Origin of the sequence: Bacillus mobilis, assembly GCF_001884045.1 — a bacterium.
GTDB lineage: Bacteria > Bacillota > Bacilli > Bacillales > Bacillaceae_G > Bacillus_A > Bacillus_A mobilis.
In genome coordinates this window covers 14,889-29,768 of the sequence record NZ_MACF01000104.1, presented here as the reverse complement: position 1 = coordinate 29,768, position 14,880 = coordinate 14,889, and the positions used below count along the sequence as shown (strand labels likewise).

The window sequence follows — 14,880 nt, the reverse complement described above, 5'->3', positions numbered from 1 at the left end:
AAATCACAAGTTCTCCTCCATACCTATTAAGCGCTCTGATTACCTTCCATTTGCGTTTTGTACATATCGTAATAACGCCCACGCTTTTTCATTAGCTCATCATGAGAGCCTTTTTCTAAAATCGTTCCTCTATCAAGCACAATAATTTGATCTGCGCTTTTAATTGTTGAAAGACGGTGAGCAATAATAAATGTCGTTCTCCCTTTTTTCACAACTTCTAACGCTTGTTGAATCATCGCTTCTGTCTCCGTATCAATACTAGATGTCGCTTCATCTAAAATTAAAATGGCCGGATCAAAAGCAAGTGCCCTAGCAAACGATATAAGCTGACGTTCTCCGGTTGAAAGTGTACTTCCTTTCTCCGTAATTTCTTCATTTATATTGTTCGCAAATCTTTCAGCACCAACATCTCGCAATGCTTTTACGATGCGATCTTTTGAAATGTTTTCATTCTCTAAGCTAACATTAGATGCCACTGTTCCGCTAAATAAAAACGGATCTTGTAGTACGATTCCCATATGTTCACGAGTTGCTTGTTTCGGCATCTCTTTTACATCGTGACCGTCAATCGTAAGCTTTCCTTTTTCAAACTCATAAAACTGGAAAAGTACATTCATAATGGAACTTTTTCCTGATCCCGTATGACCGACAAGCGCTACTGTCTCGCCTTGTTTCGCTTCAAAAGAAATATTTTTTAACACTTCATCTTTTCCATTATAAGAAAACGACACATTATCAAACTTCACATTTCCTTGTAAGCGAGGCATACGTTCCTCTTCTACCGCTTCTCCTTTTTCCTCTAACAATTCAAAAACACGTTCTGATGCAACGCGCGATTGTTCTAAGTTAGCAAGCTGATTTACCATATTTGTAATCGGAGAGAACAATCGTGTTAAATAATCAACGAACGCATACAGTATCCCTAAAGAAATGACACCTGAAGCACTTAATGAAGCACCACCGAAATACCAAATCACACCTGTGAAAGCGATATTTCTTAATACAGACACTAAGTTATGCGAAGTTGCTGCATTTAAATTTAAAATTTTATTTTGATACTTAAAATAATCGCCATTTAATTCTTCAAACTCTTTTTTCGTTTCACGTTCTTGACGGAACGCTTGAATAATTGGCATTCCTTGAATGGATTCATTCACTGTTCCGTTAATATCAGATAAACGTGAACGCATTTTATGATTGTATACAGACGCATACTTTCTATAAAGAATTGCCCAAACGATTAAAATCGGGATGATAAGTAAACATAACGTCGCCAATTTTACGTCGAGTAAAAATAGCGCAGCAAATATCCCGATAATATAAATGATACTAGAAACGAATGTCGCAAGCACCGTTACGTATAAATCCCGAATGGCTTCCGTATCATTCGTGACACGCGATACAATTTTCCCTGCTGGTAAATGATCGAAATACCGAATCGGCAACGTTTGAATATGAGAAAAGACATCTTCCCTCATAATTTGAATAATTTTGTTCGCTGCCTTCTGTAAGAAAAATTGCTTTCCGTATGCAAATAATGAAACGACTACTAATAAAGCGAAATAGCCACCACCAAGTAGAAGTAGACGGTTTATTTCTGGTTTATAAAACGCAAACACTTCTTCTTTCGTTAATGCTTTCGCTTTATACACTTGCACCGCCTTACCATTTTGAACGGTAATCATATCACCTTTTACAGTACGTGATCCTTCCGTATTCACTTTATTCGGCACAAAATAATATTGAAAACCGACTTGCATCACACGTACTTCTTTTCCTTTTTTCTCACCTTGTTCAAAGCGATCACTTCGCTTATAAAAGGTACCGTTATACGGAACAGCCTCTTCACTCTTTTCTGTTTCATACCAAGGTTTCTCTATTCCAACGATATGATCGTCAATCATCGTTTTTGCGACGAAAGGACCAGCAAGCTCTGCGATAACGAAAATAAATAACATTAGCATCGCTGCAAATATCGTCCCTTTCACTTTCATCGCGTATTGAAACAATCGTTTTGAAACGCTCATATTTTCACCCCACTATCCGCACTTTCACTTTCCCCTTGTTGTCTTTCGAACTGCTCAGCATACCAGCCTCCGCTTTTAATAAGCTGATCATGCGTACCTTCTTCCATTACTTCGCCCTCATCCATAACGAGAATCCAATCCGCATGTTGTACAGCTGATAAACGGTGCGTCGTAATAATTGTCGTTTTCCCGCTTCTTTCTGTTCTTATATTTTCAATAATCGCTGCTTCCGTACGGGCATCAACAGCTGATAAAGAATCGTCCAAAATTAAAATTTCTGGATTTTGAATCACAGCTCGCGCAATTGAAATCCTTTGTTTTTGCCCTCCTGATAAAGAAACACCCTTCTCTCCAACGAGCGTTTCTAACCCTTCTGGTAAAAACTCTAAATCCTTTGTAAACGCCGCAATTTCAATCGCTTTATCGAGTTCTTCTTCCGTCGCTTCTCTGTTTCCGAATAAAATATTTTCCCTCGCTGTTTTTGAGAACAAAATATGTTCCTGAGGTACATACCCAATCCAGCCGAGTACATTTTCATTCGTTATGTTATTTAACGTCACATCAGAGACTGCAATATCCCCATCTCCAAGCGGATATTGACGAAGAAGCTGACGTACGAGCGTTGTTTTTCCACTTCCTGTTTTTCCAACAACCCCAAGCGTTTCCCCTTGTTTTAATGTAAATGAAACCTTCTTTAAATTTGTTTCAGTTGATGAAGGATACGAAAAGGTAACATCATCAAACTGAATATAATCCGGCTCTTGTACAAGCTTTGGATTTTTCGGATCCTTTACATCCGGTTCATACGCTAACGTTTCATTCACACGGTCTAATGAAGCATTTCCTCGTTGCATAACATTAATTAATTCGCCAATTGCAAACATCGGCCAAATCATCATCCCTAAATACACGTTAAATGAAACGAGTTCACCAAGTGTTACCTTTGATTGAAATACAAGATACGCGCCATACACTAAACCAATTAAATAACTAAGACCAACAAGCATTTTTACAGTTGGCTGGAATAATGCATCGATTCTAGCTACCTTCATATTTTTTTCGTAGACGTCATCTCCTAAATGATGAAATCTTTCCTGATCTGCATTCTCTTGTACGTATGCACGAATAACGCGCACGCCAGCAATTGATTCTAATACTTTATCGTTCATATCACCGAACGCATCTTGCGCAACTGTAAATCTTTCATGCAATTTCTTTCCATATATATTCATCGCATACGCCATAATCGGAAGCGGTATAAGTGCCGCAAGTGTAAGCTCCCAACTAATTGTAAACCCCATCATAAAGACAATCGTAAGCATATATAAACTCGAATCTACGAGCGTTAATATACCGAAACCGGCTGTCATAGCGATTGCTTTTAAATCATTTGTCGCTCTCGCCATTAAATCACCAGTACGATTCTTTTGATAAAACGTCGGTGTCATTTTAAGTAAATGCCCCATAAATTTAGAGCGCATCGTCTTCTCCAGTACGAATGCTCCCCCAAACAACTGATGTTGCCAAACGAAAGTAAGACCGTATCCAACGATCGTAACCCCTATTAAAATAAGAATTGATTGCATAATTGCTTCGTTCGATAACGTTCCTGTTTTTATGTTATCAATCGTAACCCCTAACACTTTCGGGGGAATAACTTCAACTATATTTACAATTAAAAGAGCTCCAATGGCGATACTATATCTCTTCCAATGCTCTTTAAAAAACCATTTTAACTTTAGTAATACTGATAACAATGTAACCTCTCCCTTCTCGTACTCGTTTCCCTCTCATTTCTTTATCCACTATCCAGACCCATCACATTTACATTTCGTAATCCATACAATCTCATCACATTTTTCCACCTTCCAAAGTTTTATATAGTAACGTGGAAAACAAAAAAAAGCATACCGCCGCTTGACGATATGCACAGAAATGCATAAAAAGCGTACGTTACGATATACGCAACGTACGCTTTTTATAAGACAAAGATGCCCTATATATCCGTACGGGTTGCGTAATGATATGAATGTTTTCTGCCATTTAACAGAGCTAAGCCCATTACATTTACGATTACAATCATTACGCACACCCCCTTCATTTATTTTCCATTTATAATCTTACAACTTTATTGAGTATTCTGTCAATTGTTTTTTTGCACAACGAATAAAAATATACGCTACATCATTTTGAAATAAGGGAATGTTCTGTAAGAAAGGGCATACAAAATAAAAAAAGAATAAGAAATCGTTTTCACAAACATTTCATTTGAAAAATGTTATCAAACACCCTACAATCACCTTATACTCACTCTTACAAGTTGCTATTTTAGGAGGACTAATCATGACAACTAGCAATACGTACAAATTTTATTTAAACGGAGAATGGAGAGAAAGCTCTTCAGGAGAAACAATCGAAATTCCATCTCCATACTTACACGAAGTAATTGGACAAGTACAAGCAATTACTCGCGGAGAAGTAGATGAAGCAATTGCATCTGCAAAAGAAGCTCAAAAATCATGGGCAGAAGCTTCTCTACAAGATCGCGCAAAATATTTATATAAATGGGCTGATGAGCTCGTAAATATGCAAGATGAAATTGCCGATATCATTATGAAAGAAGTCGGTAAAGGCTATAAAGATGCGAAGAAAGAAGTTGTTCGTACAGCTGATTTCATTCGTTACACAATTGAAGAAGCTCTACATATGCACGGAGAAAGCATGATGGGCGATAGCTTCCCTAGCGGAACGAAATCTAAACTTGCAATCATCCAACGCGCACCACTTGGTGTTGTATTAGCAATCGCACCATTTAACTACCCAGTAAACTTATCTGCTGCAAAACTTGCACCAGCATTAATTATGGGTAACGCTGTTATTTTCAAACCAGCAACTCAAGGTGCAATTAGTGGTATTAAAATGGTGGAAGCACTTCATAAAGCTGGCCTTCCAAAAGGTCTTGTAAACGTAGCGACAGGACGCGGTTCTGTAATTGGTGACTACTTAGTAGAACACGAAGGCATCAATATGGTATCGTTCACAGGCGGTACAAACACAGGTAAACATTTAGCGAAAAAAGCTGCAATGATTCCACTTGTATTAGAACTTGGTGGTAAAGACCCTGGTATCGTTCGTGAAGATGCTGACTTACAAGATGCTGCAAACCATATCGTAAGCGGTGCATTCTCTTACTCTGGTCAACGTTGTACAGCTATTAAACGTGTACTTGTACACGAAAACGTAGCGGACGAGCTTGTTAGCTTATTAAAAGCGCAAGTAGCTGAGCTATCAGTTGGATCTCCAGAACAAGACAGCACAATCGTTCCATTAATCGACGATAAATCTGCTGACTTCGTTCAAGGTTTAGTTGATGACGCTGTTGAAAAAGGTGCAACAATCGTTATCGGTAACAAACGTGAGCGTAACTTAATTTACCCAACATTAATCGACCACGTAACAGAAGAAATGAAAGTTGCTTGGGAAGAGCCATTTGGCCCAATCCTTCCAATCATCCGTGTTTCTTCAGATGAGCAAGCAATTGAAATTGCTAACAAATCAGAGTTCGGCTTGCAAGCAAGTGTCTTCACAAAAGACATTAACAAAGCATTTGCAATTGCTAACAAAATCGAAACTGGTTCTGTTCAAATTAACGGACGCACAGAGCGCGGCCCTGACCACTTCCCATTCATCGGTGTAAAAGGTTCAGGTATGGGCGCACAAGGTATTCGCAAGAGCCTTGAGTCTATGACACGTGAAAAAGTAACTGTATTAAACTTAGTTTAATCTTATATGTAGAAGCTGATCTAGTTTTGGATCAGCTTCTTTTTATACAGTTTAGTTCACGAGTTGTTTTTCCATAGTTAAATTCACACATTCTACAGCAATTTGATACCCTAGCCATCGCTCAGCAATATGTTCAAATGATGAAACAGAACCTGTTGTAAAAACTCGATGCTTCGGATTCAGATTGTCAGACAAAATTCCTTTGTGTTGTAAAATTGTGCTTAACTCTATCGCTGTTTCTTCTGCCGAACTAATAATCGTTACATCTTCTCCTAATTCCTTTTTTATATAGGACTCTAAAAGTGGATAATGCGTACACCCAAGAATTAGCGTATCTATATCTTCTTTCGTTAATGGCAGTAAAGCTTGTTTCACTTGCTGCGTTACATATGCTGTATCTTCTAATTGATTTTCTACAACTGTAGCTAAAGTCGGACACGCATGACTATGCACTTCCAAATATGTATCAAGCTCGTGTAATGCTTTTTCGTACATATTAGATTGTATCGTACCTACAGTTCCAATTACCCCGATTTTTCCTTTCTTTGTCACTTTAATTGCAGCCCTTGCTCCCGGATGTATAACGCCAATAACCGGAATGGGAAGTGCTTCTTGCAAATCAGTCAATACAGCAGCTGCACCAGTATTACATGCTACAACTAGGGCTTTTAATGGAAACTTTTTAAGGAACTCAACCATTTCAAATATGAAAGATTGTACCTCCTCTACACTTCTTGGCCCATACGGACAACGATCATTATCACCAATATAGTAAATGCTCTCTTTAGGCAATTGACGCATAATCTCACTCGCAACTGTTAATCCCCCAACCCCTGAATCTAGTACACCTATTACGGAATTTTTATTACATGCAGGCATATACTTCATCCCCTTCTCAATCTTCTAGCCCTAATAACATTTATTATATTACGAAAATTCGAATATTACATAACAATCCCTCTCGCTTTTAATCACATACTCTTCTCTATAATCTGATTATTACTATATCCATTGACGTATAAAAATTCATTTGTTACTCTTAAAGACGTTAATTTAATATTTAAATCCTCATTCGTATCTCGGTGAGGTAGAGGTTGCAATCATTAAGAGTATCGTTTCAGGAGATGTAGTGGCATTGATGAAGGAATGAGAAAGGAATGATTGCCGAAGTAAGTTGTGTCCACCATGCACACTTGCTGGGTCTGCATTTAATAAGTGCAGAACTGTCACAAACGAAATGTTTCGTTTGTGGAGAGCTATCGAGAGGTATGTCGTGGGTTTCTTATAAGATAGAAAGCATGTAGCGGCAAATTACGTGCTTTTTTTGTTTTGTTTGGGACTTCTCTTCTCTACTAAGAAGACATACATATCTCCTCGCTTGACTTGGTTATACTAACTTTGGAGGTATTTTCTATGCAACAAAAAAAATGGGGCTTTTGGGTACTAACAGCTTTCGTTGTCGGTAATATGGTTGGCGCTGGTATTTTCATGGTGCCAAGTACGTTGGCACAAACAGCAAGCCCTCTCGGTGTCACTTTAGCTTGGTTAACAACAGGGTTTGGTGTTTTAATGCTAGCTCTTGTTTTCGGTAATTTAGCAATTCGTCGTCCTGATTTAACGACAGGACCACAAAGTCATGCATATGCTTTATTCTCATCACCAAAAAAGAAAAAAATGGCTGGTTTCAGTATGGTATGGGGATATTGGGTTGCAAACTGGGCAAGTAACGTTGCCATCATTACATCTTTCGCGGGATATTTATCACTCTTCTTCCCAATTATGAAAGATACACGACTACTATTTTCAATCGGTTCTTTTAACATAGAAGTCGGAAAACTAATTACATTTACGATTTGTTCCATCTTACTTTGGGGAACTCATATTATATTAACAAACGGTGTAAGCGGAGCTGGAAAGCTAAACTTCTTAGCAACGACAACGAAAGTAACTGGATTCCTTTTATTCATCGTCGTTACGTTATTTGCATTCGAAGCTTCTAAGTTTGGACAATGGTACACACCGATGATCGATAAATCAGGTGTATCACACGGCCTACTTTCACAAGTAAACTTAGCTGCTCTTACAACGCTTTGGGCATTTATCGGAATTGAATCGGCAGTACTTTTATCAAACCGTGCTACCTCTCCTAAAACAGTAAAACGCGCAACAGTTGCAGGATTACTTATTACAGTTGCGATTTACTTAGGAATTACCATTTTAACAATGGGGGTACTTCACGTTGATAAATTACAAGCTTCTGAACGTCCATTAGCAGATGCATTAAATGCTGCAATGGGTCATGGCGGCGGGAAACTGATGGCATTACTTGCTCTTACTTCCCTATTCGGTTCTATCTTAGGCTGGATTTTATTAAGCTCAGAAGTACCATATCAAGCAGCAAAAGAAGGTTTCTTCCCTTCCTTCTTCACGAAAACAAATAAAAAAGGAAGTCCAATTTACTCATTACGATTAACAAACATTATGTCGCAAGTGTTCTTATTCTCAACATTATCAGGAACTATTGCGGAAGCTTATACATTCGTTATTACCGTATCAACCCTGGCCTACCTCATTCCATATCTCGTTTCACCAATCTTCCAGTTAAAACTAGTCGCAACTGGTGAAACATATAAAAATGAAATGCGGGCAAGAATTACAGATGGTATAGTCGCAGTGATCGCACTTTGCTACGCACTATGGGTTATTAAAACCGGTGCATCCGATATAAAAACGTTCCTTCTCGGAATTGGTTTATTCGTAATCGGCTTTGCCTTCTATCCATTAATGAATCGTGATCAGAAAAAAAATAACGAAAAGAAAAACGAGCAAGTTGCATAACGCAATTTGCTCGTTTTTTCTTTTATAAAACATATATAATAGAACAAAGAGGTGAAAAACATGTCAATCGAATCACTATGGAGCAGTCGCTTCCAACAACATATGCAAAATATCATTACATACTTTGCACGTATGATTAACGGTTTACTATATAGCTTTATCTTTATTTCATGCGTTGGAGCATACTACTATGCTCAGTTTCTAAAATCATCTCCTTCTAAAGAAATAGCTTTACTACTCATCACGATAGTACTTACATTCATTATAACGAGATGCCCGATTCGTACATTTATTCAAAAACCTGATGCTGTCTACTTGCTTGCATTAGAAGAGAAACTAACATCTTATTTTAAAAAATCTCTTCTATACAATTACATCATTCAGCTTTTCCCATTATTGTTTACGTTCCTGATTCTCGTTCCACTTGCAATGCAATCATTACAAGTAACGGTACCTTTCTTATGTACAATCTTTATCGTTTTAATGATTACGAAAGCTTGGAATATGTACATACATTGGATGTGGCGTGATAGCCATGAAAAAAACATATGGTTCATTATTCGTATTGCTTGTAACGCCCTAATCATTTACATGCTGTTTTACTCAGCACATGTTCTCATATTAGGCGGATTGCTCTTATTACTTGCTTTCCTACTTCTATATACGAAAAAACAGCCTACAAAACGAATACCGTGGGATTACATAATCGAACAAGAAGAAAAAATGAACGTTCGTTTTTATCAATTTGCTAGCATTTTCACCGATGTTCCGCAACTAAATAAGCAAGTAAATAAAAGAAAATGGCTTACAAATTGGATTGAACCTTTATTACATAAAAAGCGAGCAACTTTCTTCTATTTACATACACTCGCATTTTTACGCGGGAATGATTATTTCGGTATATATATTCGCTTAGGATTAATCGGTGCCTTCGCCTTATATTTTATACCAAACATATACGTAAAAGGCGCTATCGCATATATCGTCCTATATATGATTTCTATGCAGCTCCGTTCCCTGTGGAAATATTTTTCGGGAAATATTATCGTAGCATTATATCCAATTAATACTGAAAAACGAATGAATCAATTTCTTCGCTTAATCTTTATATTACTAAGCATGCAACTCATTGTATTTTCAATTGTTATACTCCTTGCTACAGGTCAACTTTTGCATAGCCTTATCATTATGATTGTCGGGTTACTCTGGATCAAATTTATTATTGTACCAAAAACAAAGCAACGAATTTCCGCATTTTAACGAAAAAAATCATCTTAAAAGCCAAGGGGAAAACAAATTATCTCCTTGGCTTTTTTATTTTTCTTCCTCAAACAAGAATTACCGGCACAACCGATATTTTATGATTTTACACACAAAAACGATAATACATGTTTACGTCCTAATAAAAAGGGTATGTATTAAAGTAACAGGGCAAAGAAACTGGAGGGAATGAAAAAATATGAATTAAAGTTTCACTTTATACAAGACATTGCTCAAGGATGATTCTGAAACCGATAATATAATGTAAGGAGCGGATTAGGATGAGTAAAAAAATTGCTATTTTAATAACGGATTATTTCGAGGACACAGAATACACAGAGCCAGCAGAAGCATTTAAACAAAAGGGATATGAATTAACAACTATTGAAATGGAAAAAGGTAAAACAGTACACGGTAAGCAAGGAAAAAGCGAAGTCGTAATTGATAAAAATATTGATGATGTTTCTCCAGAGAACTTTGATGCCCTCTTCATACCAGGCGGATTTTCCCCAGATATACTTCGTGCAGATGAACGTTTTGTTCGCTTTAGTAAAGCATTTATGGATACGAAAAAACCTGTTTTCGCTATTTGTCACGGACCCCAATTACTCATTACTGCACAAACACTTGAAGGACGCGATGTGACTGGATATAAATCCATTGCGGTCGATTTGAAAAATGCCGGTGGAAATTTTCATGACAAAGAGGTTGTCGTATGCCAAAATCAGCTAGTAACAAGTAGACAACCGGAGGATATCCCAGCGTTTATTGAAGAATCATTGCGTATATTGGGATAGTTATTAAAGATTAATCAAAGTAGCTATTTAGCTACTTTGATTAATCTTTTTATTTGTATGAAAAACAAAAAAGAACCTTATTTTTAATGATCTTTTCATACACCCTCTTTTCTCTCCCCAGAACTTCTAATCACTTTTCATAAGCAGTTCTCATATAGTGAAAATGACTATACGATTCCTATCCATAAGTTAAATAATGATTTTACAAATATATAAATACAAAAGATGGGAGCCTTATTTATGAATAACAATCCGCCTTCAACGCCCCCAAATCCACCGGAAACGAATAATAATGAAGTGAGTTTACAAACGTTACGCGTCATTGGGCTTATTGTACTAATTAGTGGCTACATATTAGTAGCTCTTTCTGAAGTAGGAACGTTAAAAAATCTTTTGCTACAGCCTAGCACCACTCCAGACTTAGCTGAAGTTGATCCGTTCTAAAAATCATATAAAAAGCGAGTCCCAGTATAACTGGTTCGCTTTTTATATAGTTTTACCCAATCTGAGAAACCTCTCTCTCATCCTCATACTTCTCTTTCCCTATCGCCTTCATAAATAATAAAATACTGCTCATACCAACGATAAAGTACAGAGCACTCATGCCCCAAGATGCAAGAAATGAACCTATCATAACACCTAATGCCCCGTTCATTTTTGCCACTTGAAAGACCATTCCGTTAATCGCCATGTATGAACCTCTTGCCTCATTTGGCACCATATCTGCCATAATAGATTGACGTACTGGCACATACATCATCTCTCCTACTGTTTGGAAAAGCCCTGCGATTAATAAGATCCATAAACTATTGCTCGTTCCGAGTACTGTAAAGCCAATCGTATAAATGAATAAACCTACATATAAGATTTTCAAATCATTGAAGCGTTTCAGCATTTTAATAAGAAGCGCCGAACATAACACAACTAAAATTGTATTCTCTGCTGAAATCCAGCTCATCATTCGAATACCTGTTAAATCAAATGTAAAACCATTCCCGAATAAAAAGTTCACCGTTTCAAATTCCTGCTGCAAACGTACTCCTAAATAGTTATTAACCTGAAACTCTAAAGATAATGTGCATATACTTGCTGCACAAAAAATTAAAAACGCTCTATCTTTCATCACAACTTTATAACTATCTGCCATATCTTTTAATACATTTTTCTTCTCCACCGTTTTTCGTGCTACATACACTTCTTCCATATATACAGCCATCACATATAAAGTAATAACTGCAATAACTGTTAATCCGATGAACAATTGCAATCTATAGTTCTCAAATAGTAATCCGCCAAATATCGCTCCAATCGCAATGGATAAATTAATCGCCCAGTAGTTAATGCTGTACATCACTTTTCGATTTTCCGGTGTACTCACATCAATTAACATCGCCTCTGTCGCAGGATTCATAAGTCCAGATCCTAAACTATTCACTAACATAAATATAAATGTTAGCCACGGTGAGTCTACATAATCCGAATTCGCAACCCCCATACAAGCAATGGAAATGACTTGTATACTTTGACCGATAATCATCACCTTTTTACGCCCGAGCCGATCCCCCACATATCCACCGTATAAACCAATTACTAATGAAGCTATGACATTAATGAGTAGTAACGCACCAGCAATCGCACTACCTAATTTTATTGAAAAATAAATCGCCATAAATGGAAAAATCATCGTGGACACAGTACGTGTTAAAAACGAAGTTATAATTCTAATTTTTATATTTCGATGCATACTCCAAAACCCCATTGTTTTCCCCTCCTTATGCTTACTTATTTTACTTTGAAAAAGAGGAAGAAAAAGGTTAGAATATTCTAAAGAGTTTCCCCTTTTATAATAGAAGGAAGTGTATATATGAAAATCATGGACTATTACATTCGGTTAAGACTACATGCACAAGATCAACAGCATATCCGAAATAGCTTACAAGAATTAGCGGATATTTTATATTGCAGTACGAAAAACGTAAAAATTTTATTAAAGAAAATGAGTGAGGAGCAATTCATTCACTGGACTCCAGGGAGAGGCCGCGGGAATAAAACGGAAATTCTATTTATACATAGTCTCGTAGAAGCGATTGAATCCTACACAGATGAACTGTTAGCGCAAGAAAAATTAAAGGATATCTTTCTTCTTTTAAAAGAACCGCTACCTCTTGCACTTCAAAAAAAGATAGAAAATAAACTACATCATCATTTTGGATACGAACCTTCAAATGATATGTACGACATATTAAAGATTCCTATATCAAGAAAGATATTCCCATTAGATCCAGCCTTTGTGGCTGTAACTACAGAGAGCCATCTTACGAGTCAAATTTTTGATACGTTAGTCGTTTATAACGATGTTACTGAAAAAATGGAACCACACATCGCGCATACTTGGGAATTAAGTGAAGACGGACTTACGTGGACCTTTTATTTACGAAAGGATATATATTTTCATAACCAAACAATTTTAACTTCTAAAGATGTACAATTTTCATTTGAACGATTAAAGCAAGTTCACTCTCCTTTCGAATGGTTAACAGAAGAAATTGTTCAAATTGAAACACCATCACCACTGCAAATTCGATTCCATTTAGCAAAACCCAACTTATTTTTCTTACACTATGTAAGTTCCATGCAACTAGCAATTTTGCCGCGTGATGCTAGTATTCAAAATCATCATTATATAGGTACTGGACCTTTCAAACTTGCTCATTACTCGGAAGACAATATCGTACTCGAAGCGTTCACCCATTATTTTAAAGAGCGCGCGTTATTAGACCGTATTGAATTTTGGGGTATTCCTGATCATGTACAAATCGATGCTGATTATGAACTACCAAATGAAGCGGAAAATGAAAGGCATGATATACAAATAGAAGAAATAGGTTGTATTTATGCTAGCTTCAATTTTACAAAACCTGGTCCTCATCACGACATGTATTTTCGAAAAGCTTGGAGAGAACTATATGACGTTGAAAGGATACTTCATAGCATAGATGGCCGACGAACAATTGCCGCATCAAGCTTTTTCCCTGAAAGAAGTCGCCAAGCTACTAAAAGGTCCTACTCTTTAGAAAAAGCGAAAGAGTATTTAATAAAGAGCACCTATAATAGAGAAACGATACATATTTATTTCTTTGCATTTAAAGATAGTGCAAATGATGCATATTTCTTAAAGGAACGTTGTGAACAATTAGGAATACACGTAGAGCTTCATCCATTTCTCGTTTCAGATTATATGGATCATTCTATCGATAAGCACGCCGATATTATTTTCATGGGAGAAGTATTTGCTGCCGATCATGAACTCGCCTTCTTAAATGTGTTTAAAAATAAAAGTTGCTTCGTAAATCGTTTCATGGACCCGCACTATGAAAACCAAATTAACTGTTTACTTGATACCTTTTTATTAGAAGAAAATAAAGAGAAGCGCTATGAGCTCATGTATGAAATCGAAGAATTTTTACAAGCAGAAAACATCATTTTATTTAACTATCACGTTTTAAAAAGAAAAACATATCCTTCTTCTTTAAAGAACGTAACAATTGATTCATTCGGCTGGGCAAATTTTGCGAAGTTATGGATACAGCCATCCCCGCATTAAATACGGGGATGGCTTTAATTATTGAATGACTTCTTCTAAATGATTCTTCAAGTTCTCTAAATACGTATCAATCGTAGGATTCTTCACCACATCATAACAAGCAAAGCTCTTTAACGGACTCATGCCAAGAAACTTCTGTACACGATGTAAGTGGCTAAGTGCTGATTCTAAACTTTCCCCTTCAAAGAACTTCGTCTTATCCCCAAATGCTTTCTCAGGTGCATTCCAAGTTGTAGAAAACATATACTCTTTCTCTTTTAATAAACCACCTGTTCCATATTCATCAGCACCTTTAAAGAACAAACCGTATTCATATACTTCATCCATATACGTTTTACATAACCCTGGTACACTAAACCAGTAAATCGGCGTTTGATAAATGACAACATCAGCCCATAAAAACTTCTCCTGTTCTTCTTTAATACTATAGCCATCTTGAATCGTTGTTACTTTCACATGATGATTCTCGCTTAATATTGTTATCATATAATCAACTAACGTTTTATTTAATCTGCCTTCCTTTGTGCCGTATTTTTCATGTCCATTTATAATGAATATATTTTTCATCGCT

At 36.7% G+C, this 14,880-nt stretch carries 11 protein-coding genes and 1 riboswitch; of the genes, 6 read left to right on the top strand and 5 right to left on the bottom strand.

The annotated features are described in order from the left end of the window. Positions 1 to 26: 26 nt before the first annotated feature. The gene (locus BAQ44_RS17670) at positions 27 to 2,027 is read right to left on the bottom strand and encodes an ABC transporter ATP-binding protein (RefSeq protein WP_071722659.1); all 2,001 of its coding nucleotides are present in this window, start codon (positions 2,025 to 2,027) and stop codon (positions 27 to 29) included. After that, positions 2,024 to 3,784 carry an ABC transporter ATP-binding protein gene (locus tag BAQ44_RS17665; RefSeq protein ID WP_071722654.1) on the bottom strand — a complete coding sequence of 587 codons (1,761 nt, stop codon included), beginning with the start codon at positions 3,782 to 3,784 and terminating at the stop codon, positions 2,024 to 2,026. Before BAQ44_RS17665 ends, BAQ44_RS17670 begins: the two co-directional genes overlap by 4 nt. Positions 3,785 to 4,370: 586 nt before the next feature. Here BAQ44_RS17665 and gapN point away from each other — a divergent pair. Next, positions 4,371 to 5,810 carry an NADP-dependent glyceraldehyde-3-phosphate dehydrogenase gene (gene gapN, locus BAQ44_RS17655; protein WP_071722652.1) on the top strand — a complete coding sequence of 480 codons (1,440 nt, stop codon included), beginning with the start codon at positions 4,371 to 4,373 and terminating at the stop codon, positions 5,808 to 5,810. A gap of 51 nt (positions 5,811 to 5,861) precedes the next feature. Here the strand turns inward: gapN and racE are convergent, their stop codons facing one another. Continuing rightward, positions 5,862 to 6,689: a glutamate racemase gene (gene racE / locus BAQ44_RS17650; RefSeq protein ID WP_071722650.1), complete on the bottom strand. Its 828-nt coding sequence runs from the start codon at positions 6,687 to 6,689 to the stop codon at positions 5,862 to 5,864. Between the two features lie 201 nt (positions 6,690 to 6,890). After that, positions 6,891 to 7,077, top strand: a riboswitch (Lysine riboswitch). 146 nt (positions 7,078 to 7,223) lie between these two features. On the opposite strand from racE, the gene BAQ44_RS17645 reads away from it, so the two are divergent. From BAQ44_RS17645 to BAQ44_RS17630, 4 genes are all read left to right on the top strand, one after another. Further along, a complete protein-coding gene (locus BAQ44_RS17645; protein WP_016089172.1) occupies positions 7,224 to 8,648 on the top strand; it encodes an amino acid permease in 1,425 nt (474 codons plus the stop codon). 60 nt (positions 8,649 to 8,708) lie between these two features. Continuing rightward, on the top strand, positions 8,709 to 9,908 hold the full coding sequence (locus tag BAQ44_RS17640) for an ABC transporter permease (protein ID WP_071722648.1): 1,200 nt from the start codon (positions 8,709 to 8,711) through the stop codon (positions 9,906 to 9,908). Positions 9,909 to 10,189: 281 nt separating this feature from the next. Continuing rightward, on the top strand, positions 10,190 to 10,705 hold the full coding sequence (locus BAQ44_RS17635) for a type 1 glutamine amidotransferase domain-containing protein (RefSeq protein ID WP_071722646.1): 516 nt from the start codon (positions 10,190 to 10,192) through the stop codon (positions 10,703 to 10,705). Between the two features lie 240 nt (positions 10,706 to 10,945). Continuing rightward, positions 10,946 to 11,149, top strand: a complete 204-nt coding sequence (locus BAQ44_RS17630; RefSeq protein WP_071722644.1) for a hypothetical protein — start codon at positions 10,946 to 10,948, stop codon at positions 11,147 to 11,149. A 52-nt stretch (positions 11,150 to 11,201) separates the two neighbouring features. On the opposite strand, the gene BAQ44_RS17625 is transcribed toward BAQ44_RS17630, so the two are convergent. Further along, on the bottom strand, positions 11,202 to 12,464 hold the full coding sequence (locus BAQ44_RS17625; protein ID WP_071722642.1) for an MDR family MFS transporter: 1,263 nt from the start codon (positions 12,462 to 12,464) through the stop codon (positions 11,202 to 11,204). Between the two features lie 105 nt (positions 12,465 to 12,569). On the opposite strand from BAQ44_RS17625, the gene BAQ44_RS17620 reads away from it, so the two are divergent. Continuing rightward, entirely contained in the window at positions 12,570 to 14,309 is a 1,740-nt protein-coding gene (locus tag BAQ44_RS17620) for an SgrR family transcriptional regulator (RefSeq protein ID WP_071722640.1), read from the top strand. A gap of 18 nt (positions 14,310 to 14,327) precedes the next feature. Here the strand turns inward: BAQ44_RS17620 and BAQ44_RS17615 are convergent, their stop codons facing one another. Then, on the bottom strand, positions 14,328 to 14,876 hold the full coding sequence (locus BAQ44_RS17615) for an NAD(P)H-dependent oxidoreductase (RefSeq protein ID WP_071722637.1): 549 nt from the start codon (positions 14,874 to 14,876) through the stop codon (positions 14,328 to 14,330). Positions 14,877 to 14,880 lie beyond the last annotated feature (4 nt).